Genomic DNA, 18,410 nt, shown 5'->3' with positions numbered 1-18,410 from the left:
TGCAAGGACCGAGCAGCCGATCGCGGAAGGACGAGATGGCACACGCAGGCCATGACGACGACGCGGCGGGCGACGGCGGCCACTCCCGCGAGAACCGCCGCCACCACGACCACGCCATCACCGCGACACAGGCGAACCGGCGCCGGCTCCAGCTGGTGCTGGGCATCACGCTGACAGCGATGGTCGCCCAGGCGTTCGGCGCGTGGATCTCAGGATCGCTCTCACTCCTGGCCGACGCCGGGCACATGCTCACCGACGCGGCGGGCGTAGCGATCGCGCTCGTCGCCGCCCACCTGGCAACGCGCCCGCCGACACGGGCGAGGACGTTCGGGTGGCAGCGGGCCGAGGTACTTGCGGCGATGGTCAATGCACTGGTCCTGTGCGCCGTCGGAGTGCTGGTGATCCGCGAGGCACTCACCCGCTGGGGCAGCGAGCCGGAGATTCAGACCACGCCGATGCTGGTGGCGGCCGCGATCGGAGCCGTGGCCAACCTGGTGTCCTTGCTGCTGCTGACGAGCTCCCGCGGCGAAAGCCTCAACATGCGCGGTGCCTATCTGGAGGTGTTCGGCGACCTCCTCGGCTCGATTGCGGTGATCACGGCGGGGGTGGTGATCATGACGACCGGGTGGGCCCGGGCCGACGCGATCGCGTCGTTCGCGATCGGGCTACTGATCCTGCCCCGCGCCCTGATGTTGCTCAAGGACGTAGCCGACGTACTGCTCGAGTCGACCCCACGGGGGATCGACCTGGACGAGGTGCGAGCGCACATCACGGCGATCGAGGAGGTCGTCGACGTGCACGACCTGCACGCCTGGACGATCACCAGTGGGGTGCCGGTGCTCTCCGCGCACGTGGTCGTCGAGGCTGGCCGCGACCTCGACCGCGACCTCGAGTGCCGGGTTCTGGACGGTCTCGCCGAGTGCCTGGAAGGACACTTCGACGTCGAGCACTGTACGTTCCAGATCGAACCGGTCGGCCACGTCCGGCACGAGGCGGCTGTGCACGGCTGAGCCGCGACGAGGCGGTTCCTCAGTTCTCGAAGGCCCGCTCGACATCGCGGGCCTCACCCTGCACGAGGTTGCTCGCGACCAGTTCGGCCTGCTGCCCGTGGAAGCGCTCGGCGAGCCGGTCGCGGTCGGCATCGGAGGTGACGACGAACAGCGCCGACGTGCCTGGCACGACCTCCTTGCCGATCGCGTCGAGCTGATCGGAGGTGATGCCGATGCCCTCGGCGCGCTTGCGCAGCAGGTTGATCGCCGCGCCGGCAGCGGCGCCGACCGCGGGCAGGAAGAACAACGAGCCCAGCACGGCGCCGATGAGCGCACCCCAGCCGGCCGCGCGCCAGTTGTCCCGGTCCTCGTACTTGACCTTCGGGTGGTCAGCGCCGATGGGCCACTCCACGACGGCGTAGTCCTCGACCTTCACCAGCCCCTCGCCCCATGCCTGCTTGAGCGTCTGCGCGGCGGTCTCCCCGCCCTCGACGGTGGCGAACTTCCATGCAGTGAACGTGGTCATGATGCATCCTCTCGGACTCGGGTACACGCGTATTCTGGCCCGCCGGACGCGGCGCCGCAGGCCCAACGGTCACCGGGGAAGGTTCAGATCGGCGAGCGACTCAGCCGGGATCCCGTGCGCCTCGCCGACCGCTGCATTGACGAGGCTGCCGGCGGTCACGTTCACACCGCCCGCGAGCGCAGGATCGGCGTCGACGGCACCCGCCCATCCCGCATCGGCGATGGCCAGAGCGTAGGGAAGGGTGGAGTTCGTCAACGCGATGGTGGAGGTGATCGGAACTGCTCCGGGCATGTTCGCCACGCAGTAGTAGAGCGACTCATGCACGGAGAAGATCGGGTCGTCATGGGTCGTGGGCCGGGACCCCTCGAAGCAGCCGCCCTGATCGATCGCGACGTCGACGAGAACCGACCCAGGGCGCATCGTGGCCACCATCTCGTCAGTGACCAGGGTGGGTGTGTGCGCCCCTGGGACGAGCGCCGCCCCGATAACCAGGTCCGCCTGACGGATCTGCTCGGCGATGATGTATGGGCTGGAGCGGGCAGTCTGAATCCGGGTACCGAACCGATCGTCGAGCGCCCGCAGCCGGGGAAGGGAGACGTCGACGATGGTGACGCGGGCCTGCATGCCGACCGCGATCGTCGCCGCCTGCTCGCCGGCGACACCGCCGCCGATGATCAGCACCTCACCGCGCGGGGTACCAGGGACTCCGCCCAGCAACTGGCCCCGGCCACGGTGGGGGCGCATGAGGTGGAAGGAACCGACCTGGGTGGCCAGACGTCCGGCAACCTCGCTCATCGGCGCCAGCAGCGGGAGCGCCCCACCCGGCGCCTGGACAGTCTCGTAGGCGATAGCGGTCGCGCCGGAGTCGAGCAACGCCCGGGTCAGATCCTCATCGGCTGCCAGATGCAGGTAGGTGAAGAGCGTCAGCCCCTCACGCAGGTAGCCGTACTCACTTGCCACCGGCTCCTTCACCTTGAGCACCAGGTCGGCCCACTCCCAGACCGCGCCTGCCTCGGCAACGATCTCGGCTCCTGCCAGCCGGTAGACCTCGTCGTCGAAAGCGGATCCGAGGCCAGCACCGGCCTGTACCCGCACCTCGTGACCGTGGCCGACCAGCTCGTGGACACCGGCCGGGGTGGCCGATACTCGGTACTCGTTGTTCTTGATCTCGGTGACGACACCGACGCGCATCAGCACTCGCTCTCCGGGCCCGGGGTGAGGGGCCTACGAACTCCGGCGCCCAGGTCCGGGCATGGACAGCGTCGCACCGGCCACGTCCCAGCGCCACCGCACGCAGGTGCTGGCTCGTCCTCGACCAGCTCGCCCCTGCCCCGGGTGCGGAACACCCCCCTGCGGCGTTCCGCACCCGGGCCGCTCGTGAGCGGCAGTGCGGCGAAGGACCCGCGCACATGGAGTACGACCCAGAAGGAGGGCATGCGTCACGCATCCAGATTGTGAACTACGTCACAGCAACGGGAGTTGGTCGTCGCACAGGGCCAGGTGACGCGACCAGAACGACGTCAGGGTTCGACGACGGTGACCGTCACGGAAACCACCTGACCTACGGCACCGGTCTCCGTATCGACATAGCGGATCTCGAAGGTGCGTTCACCAACTTCGGCATCGGGGATGACGTGGTGGCCGACCACACCGGGTCCGATGGCCACACCACCGAGCAGACTGCCATCGGTCCTCACCTCGACTTGAGCACCGCTCTCACCCATGACCAGGATCCGGAGGTCATCCTCCTCACCATCCTGGTCGAGGTCCTCCAGCACAGCAGTACTTCCCGGGGCGGGCTGTTGCCAGGTCGGCACCAAGTAGTCGAACGGCCCGGCGGGCCCACTGGGCTCGGACTCACCCTCGTACTGCTCCGAACCACCGGCTTCCATGAGCTGAGTCGCGTGGTAGTTCATAGCGGGTGACGACGGGACGAGAGTCCATCCGCCGTCCTCGCCGGCGACGACCGTCGTGGTGGAGGATCCGTCATCACCCGTAAGGGCGATCAGCGCACCAGGAAGCGCCGTGCCTGTGATCGTGGGCGCCACGAGCAGGCCAGATGCGGGCATAGTGGTGATCACCGGGGGTGGCGGCACCGTCAGTTCCTCGACCGGGTCTACCGGGTCCACCGGGTCTACCGGGTCCACCGGCTCGGCGGCTGCCCCGGCGTCCGGACTTTCAGGAGGGGCGTGCAGCGCGACCGGGCTGGGTTCGACCGCGGGTGCGGACAGTTCGGACGAGGGCTGGGTTGGCGCCACCGGCTCCGGGCTCGGGGAGGCAGGATCGGGAGATGGCGGTTCGGCCGGCGATTCCGCATCCGGTGTCGCGTTCTCGACGGGGGTCGGATCCTCCACAGGATCGGGGTCCGGGCGGGAGGGCGCTGGCGACGCGCTGGCACTGGGGGTGGGGGCGGGCGGGGTGGTGATGGTCTCCACCGGGGGCTCGCCGGTGAGCGCGACAGCCAACGCCGCGGCGGCAATGAGCGTGGTCCCCGTCCCCGCCCCGGCGCCGAGCGCAACTTTCGGGTCACGTAGCGTCCAGGCCGCCGCCTTGACAGTCCCCGCCAGCACGAGCCCGACCTTGGTGACACCGCCAAAGACCCACCACAAGGAGGTGGGAGCGAGGAGGACAACCGGGAGGATGGCCGCCCCGAGACGCTCGGAGACCGCAGCCAGCTCGGCGACCACGGCCGGGCACCGATCACACGACTCAAGGTGACGCTCCACCTCGAGCCGACGCCGCGGAGAGAGCCGGCCGGTCTCATAGTCACCGAGCCGGGCAGCGAACGGCCGGCACGCGATCGGCACGCCACCCGTGCGCACGTGAGCCTGCAGCCACGCCGACCGAAAGCCCCGGCGAGCTCGCGAGGACAGGGTGGCGATCGCCGTCGGCTTCATTCCCATACGGCCGGAAAGCTCACCCGGGCCCATTCCCTCGACCTCGGTGAGCCACAGCACCTCACGCCACCGAGGTGGCAGCTCTCCGAACGCCTCGGCGACCAACCGCCGGTCGATCGAGCGCTCTGCCTCGCCGTCGACCACCCACAGTCCGGGAGGACCGAGCGCCTCGACGTCGTCAGAGGGGGCCTCACGACGCCCACCCCGGTCGATCCGGAGGTTGCGCAAGGTGCGGAAGATGTAGCCGGCGACATCCTGCGTGGGGCCGCCACCGTTGCGGATCGCGCGCAGCACCCGAGCGAACGTCTCCTGCACGAGGTCGGCCGCGTCGTCAGATGCGGCGCTGCGGCGGGCAATGCGCATGGCCTCTGCGCGGTAACGCTCGTACAACAGAGCGAACTCGCTGATGCGGCCGGCGCGCACGGCGTCGACGATCGCCTGATCGGAACCAGGCTCCGCCGTAGCAGGCTCATCGTGCGCGAGTGACATGGATGTCCACTTTCTGGGGGCTTGCGCGCCGGGCGTCGTTGCAGCTGCACGCCGCCCTCGGGCGCTGACTCTCTGCCCGAGGCTACGAACGAATCGAATCTCCCGCTAGCAAATGAGAGCAACACCACGGCCTGAACACCGCCGAAGAGCTTGACCGGATGTACAACGCACCATATGCAGCCGCCACCGACCACTGCTAGCGTCTCAGACGCGTACCAATGCCTCAGCGGCGTCAGACACGTGACAAAGGAGTAGGCGATGGATTTCGACAATATCGACTGGTGGGGGATTCTCGGGAAGGTGCTTCTCGCGATCGTCATCATTCTGGTGACATGGATCCTTGCCCGGGTCGTCAGATGGGCGATCGGCAAACTTGTCGGGAAGGTGTCCTTCCTGCAACGGCAGGGTCAAGATGGACAATCACTCGGGGAATCGATCGGCACGGTCGCTTCGCTGCTGGTCTGGCTGTTCGGCCTGACAGCAATCCTGCAGCTGTTCGCCCTCACCCAGGTGCTGGCTCCGATACAGTCGCTGCTCAGCGGCATTCTCGGGTTCCTGCCGAATCTCATCGGAGCCGCATTCGTCTTCGTGATCGGTTACGTCCTGGCGAAGATCGTGCGCCAGTTGGTCGAGACCGCGATCCGGGCGGTCAACTTCTCGAAGCTCAGTGAGAAAGTGAAGTCGGGGACCGATACGGTGCTCGACGAGGCGAGGGGCAGCGAGTCGGGTGCACCCACGAGCCAGCCGCAGGAACCGAGCAGCGGGTTCGACGCCAACAAGATCGCCGGCCTCGTCGGCAACCTCGTCTTCGCGATCATCCTGATCGTCGTCTCGATCGCCGCACTGCAGATCCTGGGAATCTCCGCGATCTCCGATCCGGCCGAGCAGATGCTCAGTCTCATTCTGAACGCGATCCCGGCGATCATCGCGGCCGCCATCATTCTCGGCCTCGGGTACCTGATCTCCACCTTCGTCGGCAATCTGCTCGAGTCCACACTGCAGGGCCTGGGCACCGACCGTGCGATCGCCAAGCTGGAGATCGTGCCGGAGGGTCAGAGCGCATCGACGATCATCACCCGCATCGCTCAGGTGGCGATCATGGTGTTCTTCGCCATCATGGCCGCGCGGGCGCTGGACTTCCCCGAGGTCACCGCGATCCTGAACGAGGTGCTCGAGCTCGGTGGCAAGGTGCTCTTCGGTGGCGTGATCATCGCAGCCGGCTTCCTGGTGGCGAGTCTCCTCTCGCGCCTCGTCGGCAGCGGCACTGCCAGCACGGTGATCAAGTGGGTGACGATCGCCCTCTTCACAGCCATGGGCCTGAAGTACATGGAGATCGCCGACTCGATCATCAACCTCGCCTTCGGTGCGGTGGTCGTGGGTGGCGCGCTGGCAGCGGCACTCGCCTTCGGTCTCGGCGGCCGGGACGCGGCTGCCCGGACGCTGGCGAAACTCGACGAGAAGAAATCCGACGGGAGTCACACTCCCCCGCCCTCGAACCCGACCTCGACGCCGCAGCCTCCCACTGGGCCGTAAAGATGCCCGGCGCGGCTGCGCCACCACGTGACAGGGCACGACGGGGCACCCACCGTTCGCGGTGGGTGCCCCGTCGTGTCACTTTCCACGTCGCGCTTCTCCGGCACGTGCGAAGCTCAGCGCCTCGCGGTGTAGTCGCCTCTGCCCTCCCAGACGCCGTGCTCGGAGAGAGGCCGGAACCGCAGGGTGGTGAACTCGTGGTGGAAGTCACGACGCTCACGCTCACCCATGGCGTCGGCATGGCGCGCCGCGGCGTCCACATCGCTGCGGCCATGCACCATGTCGGTCATCTCCCGCGTCGAGCGCCACACCGAGAACGTCGAGACCGTCCGTGGGGGGCGTACGGCTGCGAGCGCCAATGTGGTTCCCGGGTGGTCACGGACGAGTCGTTCCACGGGCCGGCCCCAGCGGACGAAGCGGGGCAGCTCAGGCATCCGCATGCGCGCGAGGGTGACCGCAACAGCAGGTTCACCGGGATCGGACCTGGCGGCGATCTCGGGCAGGTCCCCCATCTCAGCGACATGGCCCCAGCGGCGAAGGAACTCCAACCGCACATGCCAGCCCGTGGCAAGTCGCTCACCCCAGGGGTGCTCACGGAGGAAGCGCTCCAGCGCCGCCTCCGTCTCCCACGCAGCGAACACTGCCAACCGTCGCACCTGCATCCGGTCCGGTGATACGACAGGCGCGCCAAGTCGCATCGTGGCCAGGCACTCGAGGTGCCGCAACCCGGGAATCTCACGTGGCGGGCGTGTGATCGCCCGTACCGTGACTCGAGCAGGCACCTGCACCAGGTGGAAGGAGTGCATCCCCGCAACCTACGCGCTCAACGCTGGCTACCCACGTCGGAGTCGTATCCGGAGACGAGCGGGCGCCGACGGAGAGGTCATCGAGCGACGATGTCGAGAACGGTGGCCCGGCTCCGTCTCCTGGGTGTCGGTGGACCGGCCGGCAAGGACGACAGAGGAGAGAGTCATGGCGAAGTACCTGTTGCTGAAGCACTACCGCGGCGCACCGGAACCTGCCTGCGAGGACTTTGTGCCGATGGACCAGTGGACCCCGGAGGAGATCGACGCGCACATCACCTTCATGAACCACGTAGCCGACACGCTGCGCGAGCGTGGCGAGTTCGTCGATGCTCAGGCGCTCTCCCCGGAGGGGACCTTCGTGCGCTTCGACGGCGAGGGCAGGCCGCCGCTCACCGACGGCCCGTTCGCGGAGTCGAAGGATCTGATCGCCGGCTGGATGATCATCGACGTCGACTCGACCGAGCGAGCGCACGAGGCGGCGGCGTTCCTCTCCTCGGCCCCCGGACCCGGTGGACGTCCGATCGGGGAGTGGATCGAGGTGCGGCCGTTCATGTCTGAACCGCCTGCCATCGCCTGATGGAGGGTCTGCTGCGCGAACTCGGCCCCCGCACGCTGGCAGTGCTGGTGCGGCGCGGGGCCGAGTTCACAGCCGCGGAGGACGCGGTTCAGGAGGCGTTGATCGAGGCAGTGCGCCGCTGGCCCGAACGGATGCCGGAGGACCCGCCCGCGTGGCTGGTGCGGGTGGCCTGGCGCAAGTTCCTCGATCAGGTGCGCTCGGAGCAGGCGCGCCGGCAGCGGGAGGTGAGAGTCGCCGTCGAGCCTCCTACCGGGCCTGCGGAGCAGGCGGACGACACTCTCCTGCTGCTGACGCGTTGCTGCCACCCGGAGTTGAGCCCGGCGTCGGCGGTCGCGTTGACATTGCGTGCGGTGGCCGGGCTGACGACGGCGCAGATCGCCCGCGCGTACCTGGTGCCGGAGGCGACGATGGCGCAGCGGATCAGCCGGGCCAAACGCACCCTGCGTGATGCCCGGTTTGACCGGGTCGGCCACGCCGCTGCGGTACTGCGGGTGCTGTACCTGATGTTCGACCACGGGTTCACCGGTCCGGTGGACGTGGCCGAGGAGGCCATCCGCCTCACACGCCAGCTCGCCAATGCCGACCGACATCCGGAGATCGACGGGCTGCTGGCACTGATGCTGCTGCATCATGCACGCCGGGCCGCACGGTTGACCTCGACCGGCGAACTGGTGCCGCTGGACGAGCAGGACCGCACCCGCTGGGACACGGCGATGATCGCCGAGGGTGTGCAGATCCTGCAGGGTGCGCTGACCCGCGACAGGCTCGGTGAGTATCAGGTGCAGGCGGCCATCGCGGCACTGCACGACGACGCTACCCGGGCAGAGGAGACCGACTGGCTGCAGGTGCTCTCCTGGTACGACGAGTTGGCGCGCCTGGTGCCGCGGAATCCGGCGATCGTCATGAACCGGGCCGTGGCCGTCGCGCAGGTGGACGGCCCACCCGCGGGCCTGCGGGCCCTGGCGGAGGTTCCCGACGGCGTCCCTCGCCGAGCCGCTGTCGCCGCCTGGCTGCACGAGCACGCAGGCGACGCCCACCGGGCGAGTGAGCTGTACGTGGAGGCCGCGGATGCGGCCAGCAGTGAGGCTGAGCGGGTGCATCTGCTGAAGCGCGCGGCGCGGTTGCGGTGATCGAGGGGTCGCGGCCCTCTGCGCGGTGGCAGTGACTACGGCGTCGAACATGCGACTAGCTGATCGTCGTCTCCCGGATCTTCAGCGCGGGAGACAGCGCCAGGTTCGACCGTGCCGGAGCGACGTCGGATCTGAGGCGGGCCATCACCCGTCGCAGGCACAGTTCGGCGCCGGACGTGCCGGCGTCGCGGCGAGGGGGCGCTACGGCGGTCAGCGGTGTCGCGCACAGTGCAGCCACCTCATCGTCATAGGCGACGACGGCCAGATCGCCAGGTACCGCCAGACCCGCATCTTCGGCCAGGTCGACCAGACCGATCGCCACCTCGTCGGGGACGACGATCACTCCGTCAACGTCCCCCGTGCGTGCCCGGTCGGCGATCGCCGCCAATGCCTGGTGCAGCTCCGCCCCCGGTGCGGTGGCCGGCGGCAGGGTGAGCACCTCCAGCTTCAGGCCGGCCGCCTGCGCGACCTGGCGCGCGCCCGCTCGAACCAGTGGCGCCGTCGGGCCGCGCCGAGTGGCGACGAGCAGCCGGGTGCAGCCCGACTCGAGAAGGTGCGTCGCCGCCCGCTGTCCGCCCACCTCGTGATCACATCGGACCACGTCGAGCTCTCCCTGCCATGGCGAGCCCTCCAGGCTCCGCTCGAGCACCACCACCGCCGCCGGAGCGTTTGCGAGCAGTCGGTAGGTCTCCGGGTCCTCGGTGGCGTGCGAGGCAGGTGCGACGAGCAGCCCGTCCACTCCACGGTCCAGCAGCCGGGTGATCTGCTCGCGCTCACGCGTGGGTGAGTACTCCGAGACGGCGAGGATCATCCTGCTCCCGGCGGCAGTGATCGCAGCCTGCGCACCGCGGATCACGTCAGGGAAGTAGTAGCTGGCCGAGGGGATGACCATCCCGATCGTGGCCACGGGTGCGCTGGACCGGGGTGACGTGGCGGGTTCACTCGATGAGACCGCGCCACCATGGACCCGCCTGAGGAGTCCCTGTTGCTCGAGCTCGGCCAGATCGCGGCGGAGGGTCATCCCGGAGGCGCCGACCCTGAGCGCGAACTCCTCGGTGCGCACGGTGCCGTGCACCCGCAACTCACGCAGGAGCCGGGCGCGCCGCTCGGTCGGGAGCATGGCGCCCATTGTGCCCCGCCGTCAGTGCCGTCAGCGCCCGCCCGTCAGCGCACGCGCACGGTCAGCTCCCGCGACGAGGTGGACCCCGCATCGTTGATCCACTCCACCCGGTAGACGTGGCTGCCCGGTTCAAGGGAGGCGACCTCGTGCGCCATCCGCTGGTGGCCGGGGGTTGCGGTCTCGAGCTCGCCGTTCGCGATGAGCTCCTCGCCCTGGTAGAGCCGGTAGCGGTCGGCGTTGGTCCCCCACCACAGGTCGGCGGTGAGTGTGAACGAACCGTCGCCGTCCCAGTTGTCGTGACTGAGCACGGGGACCCCGGGAGAGGCATCGGTCACGGCAACGGTGAGGGGCGCCGTCGTGGTGGATCCTGCACTGTTGACGAGCGTGGCGGTGTAGACGTAGTCGCCGTCGGTGCGGCCGGTGAGGTCGAACTCCACCTCCTGAGCCGCCGGGCTCGCCGCGTCGAGGCGCTCGGAGGCGATCAGCGTGCCGTCCTCATACAGGTGCACCCGGCTCGCGTTGCTGCCCCACCACATGTTCATGGTGATGGTGTAGTCACCGTCGCGCAGACCGGTGTCCCAGCCGTTGTCCGAGCTGAGGACGCCGACGGCGGGGGGTTGCGTCGCATCGTCAGTTTCCGTGGGGAAACCGTCCTCGACTGAGGCGAGGGCGGCCAGGTCGATGACGCGGCCGTCGAGTAGCAGGACTCCGTCGAGGAGTTCTGCCTCCAACGCTCCGCTGGCAGAGGTGGCGAGCACGATCCCGAACTCCGCAGTGGCGCCGGTGCGGGTCAGCCGCAGGGTCTGGTCGATGACCTGGACCGTCAAGTCCTCCCGATCGGGCACGAATCCGGACAGCGTGGCTCCGTCGGTGCCGGTGAAGGTGAAGAGCGGTTCGTGGGCTGCGCCGTCGGGGAAGGCGGCGATGGTGACGGTCTCGTCCGGGCGTAGCTGCCAGTCCCAACTGTGGGAGGTGGTGTCGGCAAAGGTGTCGTGGATGGCCACGATCGCGTCGGCGTCTCCGCCCGGTGCGAGGTCGACGACCTGCTCGCGCTCAGCGGTGGTGACCTCGAAATTGGCTGAGCCGTCGAGCTGGACGTACCCGCCACCCTGCCCCTCGAATGCCCGGGAGGCCAGGCTCACGCCCTCCCCGCGCACGGTGTTGTACTGGTTCTCGAAGGGCTCCAGCTCGCCGTCGACGAGCGGTTTGCTCCACAGCAGCGGGTCATGAGATTTGCTGCCTTGCTGCGCCCAGGTGGTGTCGTGCCCCATCCAGGAGAGGGCGAAGGTCTCCGCCGCGGCCCAGCCCTTGTGCTGGGTGTTGCGGTTGGACGTGGAGATAAGGGTGTCGTCTGTGCCGGCCACGTCGGAGCGGAAGGCGTAGAAGCCCGCCTCGTCGTCGAGCAGCGCCTGCTGGGCCTGCTGCACGGCCTCGCCGCTCATGTCGGCCGGGTCGCTGCTCACCTCGGACGGGTAGTAGAGGACGGCGAACATGCTGTGCACGTCGTCGAAGCGGGGTTCGGCGGTGGCGACGCCCTGAACGTGGTCGTACAGGTGCTTCAGGCCCGGCAGGACGCCGTCGGGCGCGGTCGAGAACAGCAGCGGAAAGGTGCCGCTGACCTGGTTCGCGGGCCCCGAGACGCCGAACTGGGAGACATCGCCGTCAGCCCTGGAGGAGACCACGTGCAGGGCGAGGTTCCAGAAGTCGACGTCGGCCAGCACCGGATCGAGGGCGCGTACTCCGGCATCCTGAGCCATGAAAAGGGAGGGGAACAGGTAGAGCTGGGCGTAGTGGAAGTAGTCCCACCCCTCCTGGGTCCATCCGGTCTCGGTGTAGCCGTCCTGCAGGTGGCGTGCCACCTGGTTGATCAGGTACGTGATCCGCTCGTCATGGGTGCCGAAGTCGCCGTCGCCGCGGGCGGCGAGCAGCAGCGCGAGCTCGGTGCCGTGGGTCACGGCCACCCAGTTGGAGGCCCGGTCGGCGCCGTCGAGGGTGTCGTGGTGATAGGTCGAGAGCAGGTCGGTGGTGCGGGTCATGAGGTCGCGTACGTCGGCGCTCTGGGCCTCGGTCCAGCCCGCGTGGGCCAGATCGTAGGCGGGTGCCAGATTCAGCGCCCCGCGCCCAAGTTCGAGGCCCATGTTCGTCTCGCGCGCAGTGATCCAGTCGGCACCGGCCATGATGGCGTCGTAGGCGTCCTGGGCGTAGGACTGCTCGCCGGTGACGGCGTAGGCGAAGGCGGCATCGCGGGCACGGTAGAGCTCGGTGGCCGAGCCGGGGTAGGCGGATCCGGTCCCGTCGAGGCGGGCGGTGAGGGCATTCCAGGCACCGGTGATCGTCGGCTCGCCGGCGGCGAGATCCGCCTGGATTCGGGCGGCGACATCGGCGTCGACGAGTGAGCGGGGATGCTGGGAGGCACCGACCTCGGCGCGTGCGAGCTCGGTACCGCCCGAGCGCAACACGACCTCCGTGCCTGGGCTCGCGGCAGCCGCCTGAACGCTGCCCTCGTAACCTTCGACCGAGGTCGGCCCCGCGCTCCCGACCTGAACGGTCAGGTCGGAGGTGGGTTCGCCATCAGCGACCGCCCAGCTGATGTGGGTGCCGTCGTCGGTGACCAGGGCTGTGACCAGGCTCAGCACGGTCCGGTCGGCGAAGGTGCCGGCGGTCGTGGTGGTGGCGGACGGGCTGGTCGCGAGCACCTCGCCCTCGGCGTCGAGGGCGAGCACGAGGTAGGTGTAGGTGGTGCCGGGCTCGGCGGTGGCGTCGGCGGTGGTCGGCGCCAGGGCGACCTTGAGGCGGGTCTCGGGGGACGCCGTCGGCGGCGTGGTCCCCTCGGTGCGGTGAACCGCGTAGCGGTCGGCCTGGACGTCCTCGAAGGCCCACGACAGCTCGACCGGACCGCGTTCGTTCGGGGAGGCGGTGAGGGTGGCGCCGTCGTCGACGGTCTCGGTGATCGAGAGGTCGGCGAACCAGATGGTGCCGCCGGCCCGGTCGAGGATCGGTTCGACCGAGATCCGAGCCGCGTTCTCGGGCAGCACGATGTCGGTGAAGTAGGTGCGCCAGTCGAAGGTGCCGGTGAGGTACGGCCCGGAGTTGACGGGCACGACCACGTTCCCGGCCGCGTCATAGGCCTGGATCCGCAACATGCTGAAGCCGCCGGTCAGGCCATCGCCGCGGACCCAGCCGGTCAAGGTGAGTTCACGGGCGGTCGAGGAGTCGACGTCGATGCGCTGGGTGAGAGCGAGGCGGGCGTCGGGGCCGGAGTCCGAGGCGATCGCGACCGCAGGGCCACCCTCGGGGCCGGCGCTCTGGTCCACGGTGACCGTGGCGGCGCCTGCAGGTGCCCAGGTTCCCCAGCCGGCCGGGACTCCGTTCGGACTGACGTCGGCGAAGGTGGGGTTGGTGAGGGCTGGGAGTTCGGCAGCCTGGGCCGCCGTCGGTGCCAGTGAAGTGATCGCCGCCAGCAGCGCCGCAGTGAGGACGGTCGCGGCCGCGGTTCGGAGTCGGGGGCGCAGGGATATCGACATCGGTGGGATCTCCTTGCAGAGGAAGGTCGGCGACCCGACTCTGGCACCCGTTCGACCGGAGTGCACGGATCTGCACACAACTGAACACTGAGCGTGCGGATCTGCAGTCGTGAGGTTGGTCAGTGCTGGTCCGGCGTCCGATCCGCGGGCTCGGATCGCAAGAGGTCGGCCGCCTCCTCCTCGGGCCGCGGTGGGATGTTCTCGTCTTCCTCCAGCAGCTGCACCTCGTCGTACTCGGCCGGATCGGCTGGTGTGGACATCGCGACCTCCTCACGCCTGTGGTGGTGACGATAGTGCGGTGGGGTCCGGTGCGCGCGGGGAGGGCTCCAGGCGCGCGACGGGCCGGTGACCGAACCCGGGTGGGGACGAGAAGGAATCGCGACGGCCAGGGCACTCCTGGCGGTCGACGGTCGACGGTGGGCGGCCGGCGGCACGGCACGGCACGGCACGGTGCGGTGCGGTGCGGTGCGGCGTGCTCGTGGTGCGGCGTGCTAGTGCGAGGTTCCGCTTAGAAGGGTGGGTCCTCGTCATCCCCGGGTTGGGCTGGTGTGGGTCCTGGGGTGCGTGGCCCGCCGGGTGTGAGGTCGGTGGTGGTGCCGTCGCGTTCTCGTCGGTAGCGGTGGCCGGTGGGGGTGGTCCATTCGAAGATGCCGGGTTCGGGTTGGGTGAGGGTGAAGTCGCCGTGGGTTTTGATCAGGTGGTCACGGGTGCACAACGCGCCGAGGTTGGCGTCGCTGGTGTGGCCGCCGTCGTTGTAAGCGGTGGTGTGGTCGAGTTGGGCCTCGCTGGCAGGGTGGGTGCAGCCGGGGCGCACGCAGGTACGGTCACGGGCGCGGATCCGGTCAGCCATGGCCGCGGGTGGTGTGTAGCGGGTGGTGCCGATATCGACCGGGGAACCGGTCAAGGGGTCGGTGACCAGGCGTCGCCAGATCCCACCGGCCGCCAGGGCGCGGGCGGTAGCCGGGTCGATCGGACCGTACCCCTCGATCACGGGTACCTGACCGATCGGGATCGGCGCCCCGGGATCGGTGGCACCCTCGAGCGTGCGTCCGGTGGCGTCCTCGGGTGGGCGTCCGGTGGTGTGCTCGGGCCGGTGGCTGGCGCTGCTACCGCCCTGGTGGCCGGTAGCACCCTCGAGAGGTTCGGGCAGGAGCTGTTCCAGGCTCATCGTGACGTGAACACTGGGCCGGTGCCCGTTACGGGTCGCGACCGGCCACCCTGCATTCGACCCGCTCCGCCCGCTCTGCTCGTTCTGCCCGCTCTGCTCGGTGGGTGGTGTGGGTGCGGTGGGTGTATCGAGGGCACCGGTCTGGAGGGTGCCGGTGGCGAGGGCGTGGTGGCCGAGGCCGGTCAGGGCGTCGAAGCGTAGTTGGTCCAGGGTGCGGGTATCCCCGCTGGCCTTCGCAGCTCGGGCGGCGCCGTCCAGGGCAAGGTCGAGGGCGAGCACGTCCCCAACGGGGCCTTCCACCCGCAGCGAGGCGACGCCGTCGGGGTGGGCACGGGGGCGAGTGACGCGCCGCTCGTGGCGGCGCCGCTGGGCACGCGCGTGAGCCTCATCCGGGTCGACCGCGATCAACGCGGCTGCGACGTCGGCACGTAGCTGCGCCGGGGTGCGGCCCGGGGCACGCTCGATCACCTCGCCCTCGACCGCGATAGCGACCTGCCAGGGCACGTGCTCCACCCCGTCGGCGATCACGACTGCCCGGGCCTGATCGATCACCCCGGCCGCGAGCGCCTCCTCGGTCCGGGTCAGGTAGGTCGACAACTGGTGCCCACGCCGGACCAGGTCATGCCCCTGACGCTTGCTGCACCGCAACCGCAGTGCCAGGCAGTCACCGGCCACCCCAGCCGGGCCCGTGGTGTGCTCGGCCAGCACCTGTGGATTCATCGGCTCACGGCTGGTGAGTGTCGCTGCAGCCCGCAGCTGGATCTGCTGGGCACGGGATGCCACCCGTTGCGCGGCAGCGGCGACCTCCACCAGGCCTGCTTCGTCCAGCTGTTCCAGGTCCAGGCCCTCCAGATCGGCCAGCAACCCCGCGCTACCAGCCTGGGCATGTAACCGGTCCTGCCACGGGGTCTCGTGAGCAACCAGGGTCGCCAGCATGCCCGCCTCGATACCCGAGAGCTCGGCCTCGGACCGTCCCAGCTCGCGCAGCAGGCGTTCCCGGGTCTCCTGCGACCCGGGAACTTCCTCCCACCATGCGTCGAACATGTGTTCCACACTAGGTGATGTGCCCACACCATGCAAGACCACTCACAGCGCACCACTGACAGCACGACGCCAACGGTCCCCACCGCCCTCAGCACGCCACCCGTGCCCACCCGCACACCCGACCTCTGCCATGGAGTGCCGGTCGAGGTGCTCCCGGGCGACAACCCTCTCGCCGCACTGCGCGATATGTCGCCGCCCAAAGAGCTACCGCAAGTAGTCGAGAGCTCCGCCGACCACGGCACGGACGAGCTGGAGGAGGCAGTGGCCGCCCAGGCACGTCACCGGTCCTCCGCCGAATCACACGAACTGGCCGACGCCGTTCGTGCTGGGCGGCCGGTGCAGATCCGCTACTGCAACGCCTCCGGGCGCACCAGTGTGCGGTTGGTCTCCGAGATGACGGTCACTGGATCACACCTGCTGGGCTTCTGTCACTCCAAGGGCGAGGAGCGGATGTTCCGCCTGGATCAGATCCTGGCTGCGAATCCCGGCATTTCAGGAATGTGAACACGATCGTGAAGAACTCCTGTGACATCTCGTGTCCCATTCCGGTTGCCGCCGACCGTGATCTGCACCACAGTGGTGCGGATCGATCGGCTCGGTAGGGCGGGCAGAACGTTCGCGCCTTCCTGGCCGTCACTGCTGCTGTCGGCCGACCGAAAGGCGCACCATGTCCGAAGGATCCTCCACACCGACCGGAACACTGGAACGCTGGGCCGCTGCCCTGCGGCTGAAGACGGACCCGACCATCTTCTTCGTCGCGGCGGCCTGCATGGTCTTCTTCCTGATCGTGCTGCTGCTCCTGCCGTCGCAGACCGCTGAGGCGTTCACGGCAGCCCGCACCTGGATCGTGACCAACCTCGGATGGTTCTTCATCATGGGGGTGAGCCTGTGGTTGTTGTTCCTGGTGATCCTGGCGCTCAGCAAGTACGGGAGGATCCGGCTCGGCTCCGACGATGCCCGGCCCGAATACAGCAATGTCTCGTGGTTCACGATGCTCTTCGCCGGTGGTATCGGGACGATCCTCATGTTCTGGGGTGTGGCTGAGCCCATCTACCACTCCGCGCAACCGCCGCGGGCCGGGGTGGAGCCGCACTCGGTGCAGGCTGCCGAGGATGCGATGGCGTTCGCGCTCTACCACTTCGGGCTGCACACCTGGACGATCTTCACCCTGCCCGGGCTGGCGTTCGGCTTCTTCGTCTACCGGTACAAGCTGCCCATGCGCGTCAGCTCGGTGTTCTATCCCTTCCTGAAGAAGAAGATCTACGGCCCGATCGGCAAGACCATCGACATCTTCGCCATCCTCGGCACCTTGTTCGGCGTGGCGGTCTCGATCGGCCTGGGCACCTCCCAGATCAACGCCGGCCTGTCCGAGCTGACCGCGCTGCCAGACGCGGTCTGGGTGAAGGTACTGATCATCGTCACCCTGACAGCGGTCGCCGTGACCTCGATCGTGCGGGGCCTGGACAAGGGCGTGAAGACCCTCTCCAACATCAACATCGGCATGGCCGTGGGCCTGATGGTGTTCGTGTTCATCTTCGGGTCCACAGTCTTCCTCGCCCGGCAGATCATCGAGACCATCGGGATCTACGGGCAGCAACTGATCCCGTTGTCGTTCTGGAACGACGCGATGGCGCCGTACACCGATCCTGAGGGCTGGGGCTGGCAGGCGGGCTGGACCGTCTTCTACTGGGCCTGGACGGTCACCTGGTCGCCGTTCATGGGCATCTTCCTCGCCCGCATCTCCAAGGGACGCACCATCCGCGAGTACATCATCGGCGTGCTCGTGGCTCCGACTCTCTTCACGATCATCTGGTTCTCGATCTTCGGCTGGTCCGCACTTGACTTCGATGGCATCGGTGGCAGCGGCGGCGAGATCACTCAGAAGGTCGTCACCGAGGAGAACATACCGCTAGCCATGTTCACCTTCTTCGATCAGTTCGCTGTACCCGACGGAGTGATCACACTCATCCAGGGTCTAGCAGTGCTCATCGTGGCGATCTTCTTCGCGACCTCCTCCGACTCCGCCTCCCTGGTGGTGGACATGCTCTGCACAGGTGACGCCGGCTCCGGCCCGGTCGGGCAGCGGATGTTCTGGGGTATTGCCGAAGGTGTGCTCGCGGCCTCGCTGATCGTGCTGGCCGGCGATGCGGGGCTGTTCGCTCTGCAGCAGGTGATCACCGTGGTGGGCCTGCCGATCTTCATCATGGTGTTCGCGATGCTGTTTGCCCTCGCCCGGGGCATCCAGCAGGATCGGCGCGTCAAAGCGCAGGAGGAAGCCCTCGCCCGGGTGACCGGCGGCATGTAGAGCCCCGACGGCGGAAGGTGCGCTCACATCGCAGGGCACCTTCCGCCGTCGTGGGTTGAATCTGCCCTGGGCCGTTGGCCCACGGGCCCGACATTCAGGGTCGACCCGCTCCGCGGGCCGAAAAATCGACCCGTGAGCGGTCAAAGGGTCAATCTTTCGGCCCGTGGAGCGGGGCGTGCGGGCTCGGCGACGTGGTGGCAAATCGTCGCAGCCGGGCTCCTCGGCGGCCGCGGGCTGCGTGGCGGCGATGTTGCAGGAGAGCAACGATCGACGAAACCCGGCCCAGGGCTCGACATGCACCC

Annotated in this window: 14 protein-coding genes; 6 read left to right on the top strand and 8 right to left on the bottom strand. The window is 68.7% G+C overall.

All coding sequences use genetic code 11. From position 1 onward, the window contains the following. Positions 1 to 35: 35 nt before the first annotated feature. On the top strand, positions 36 to 1,010 hold the full coding sequence (locus tag IM660_RS02450) for a cation diffusion facilitator family transporter (protein ID WP_193497857.1): 975 nt from the start codon (positions 36 to 38) through the stop codon (positions 1,008 to 1,010). A 19-nt stretch (positions 1,011 to 1,029) separates the two neighbouring features. On the opposite strand, the gene IM660_RS02445 is transcribed toward IM660_RS02450, so the two are convergent. The 3 genes from IM660_RS02445 to IM660_RS02435 all read right to left on the bottom strand — a co-directional run bounded on the left by IM660_RS02445 (position 1,030) and on the right by IM660_RS02435 (position 4,901). Further along, positions 1,030 to 1,515, bottom strand: a complete 486-nt coding sequence (locus tag IM660_RS02445; RefSeq protein WP_193497856.1) for a DUF1269 domain-containing protein — start codon at positions 1,513 to 1,515, stop codon at positions 1,030 to 1,032. 69 nt (positions 1,516 to 1,584) lie between these two features. Beyond that, on the bottom strand, positions 1,585 to 2,706 hold the full coding sequence (ald, locus tag IM660_RS02440; protein WP_193497855.1) for an alanine dehydrogenase: 1,122 nt from the start codon (positions 2,704 to 2,706) through the stop codon (positions 1,585 to 1,587). A gap of 329 nt (positions 2,707 to 3,035) precedes the next feature. Continuing rightward, a complete protein-coding gene (locus IM660_RS02435) occupies positions 3,036 to 4,901 on the bottom strand; it encodes a sigma-70 family RNA polymerase sigma factor (RefSeq protein ID WP_193497854.1) in 1,866 nt (621 codons plus the stop codon). Between the two features lie 258 nt (positions 4,902 to 5,159). Here IM660_RS02435 and IM660_RS02430 point away from each other — a divergent pair, with 258 nt between their 5' ends. Continuing rightward, positions 5,160 to 6,434, top strand: a complete 1,275-nt coding sequence (locus IM660_RS02430; RefSeq protein WP_193497853.1) for a mechanosensitive ion channel — start codon at positions 5,160 to 5,162, stop codon at positions 6,432 to 6,434. Positions 6,435 to 6,550: 116 nt separating this feature from the next. Here IM660_RS02430 and IM660_RS02425 read toward each other — a convergent pair whose 3' ends face one another. Then, entirely contained in the window at positions 6,551 to 7,240 is a 690-nt protein-coding gene (locus IM660_RS02425; protein ID WP_193497852.1) for a hypothetical protein, read from the bottom strand. Between the two features lie 166 nt (positions 7,241 to 7,406). On the opposite strand from IM660_RS02425, the gene IM660_RS02420 reads away from it, so the two are divergent. Together IM660_RS02420 and IM660_RS02415 are read left to right on the top strand one after the other, a co-directional pair. Then, positions 7,407 to 7,817, top strand: coding sequence for a YciI family protein (locus IM660_RS02420; RefSeq protein WP_193497851.1), 411 nt, complete (start codon positions 7,407 to 7,409; stop codon positions 7,815 to 7,817). Next, positions 7,817 to 8,947, top strand: coding sequence for an RNA polymerase sigma factor (locus IM660_RS02415; RefSeq protein WP_193497850.1), 1,131 nt, complete (start codon positions 7,817 to 7,819; stop codon positions 8,945 to 8,947). Before IM660_RS02420 ends, IM660_RS02415 begins: the two co-directional genes overlap by 1 nt. Positions 8,948 to 9,002: 55 nt before the next feature. Here IM660_RS02415 and IM660_RS02410 read toward each other — a convergent pair whose 3' ends face one another. The 4 genes from IM660_RS02410 to IM660_RS02395 all read right to left on the bottom strand — a co-directional run bounded on the left by IM660_RS02410 (position 9,003) and on the right by IM660_RS02395 (position 15,803). Next, the gene (locus IM660_RS02410) at positions 9,003 to 10,067 is read right to left on the bottom strand and encodes a LacI family DNA-binding transcriptional regulator (RefSeq protein ID WP_193497849.1); all 1,065 of its coding nucleotides are present in this window, start codon (positions 10,065 to 10,067) and stop codon (positions 9,003 to 9,005) included. Between the two features lie 44 nt (positions 10,068 to 10,111). Further along, complete coding sequence (locus IM660_RS02405) at positions 10,112 to 13,591, bottom strand: hypothetical protein (protein WP_193497848.1); 3,480 nt, start codon at positions 13,589 to 13,591, stop codon at positions 10,112 to 10,114. 119 nt (positions 13,592 to 13,710) lie between these two features. After that, entirely contained in the window at positions 13,711 to 13,851 is a 141-nt protein-coding gene (locus IM660_RS02400) for a hypothetical protein (RefSeq protein WP_193497847.1), read from the bottom strand. A 248-nt stretch (positions 13,852 to 14,099) separates the two neighbouring features. Then, positions 14,100 to 15,803, bottom strand: coding sequence for an HNH endonuclease signature motif containing protein (locus IM660_RS02395; RefSeq protein WP_193497846.1), 1,704 nt, complete (start codon positions 15,801 to 15,803; stop codon positions 14,100 to 14,102). A gap of 102 nt (positions 15,804 to 15,905) precedes the next feature. Between IM660_RS02395 and IM660_RS02390 the strand changes: the two genes are divergently transcribed. Next, positions 15,906 to 16,307: a WYL domain-containing protein gene (locus tag IM660_RS02390; protein WP_193497845.1), complete on the top strand. Its 402-nt coding sequence runs from the start codon at positions 15,906 to 15,908 to the stop codon at positions 16,305 to 16,307. Positions 16,308 to 16,470: 163 nt separating this feature from the next. After that, on the top strand, positions 16,471 to 18,108 hold the full coding sequence (locus IM660_RS02385; RefSeq protein WP_193497844.1) for a BCCT family transporter: 1,638 nt from the start codon (positions 16,471 to 16,473) through the stop codon (positions 18,106 to 18,108). The last annotated feature ends 302 nt before the right edge of the window (positions 18,109 to 18,410 follow it).

It is taken from the genome of Ruania alkalisoli (assembly GCF_014960965.1).
Lineage (GTDB): Bacteria > Actinomycetota > Actinomycetes > Actinomycetales > Beutenbergiaceae > Ruania > Ruania alkalisoli.
The sequence above is the reverse complement of the archived record's forward strand: the minus strand, read 5'-3'. Positions and strand labels throughout refer to the sequence as shown.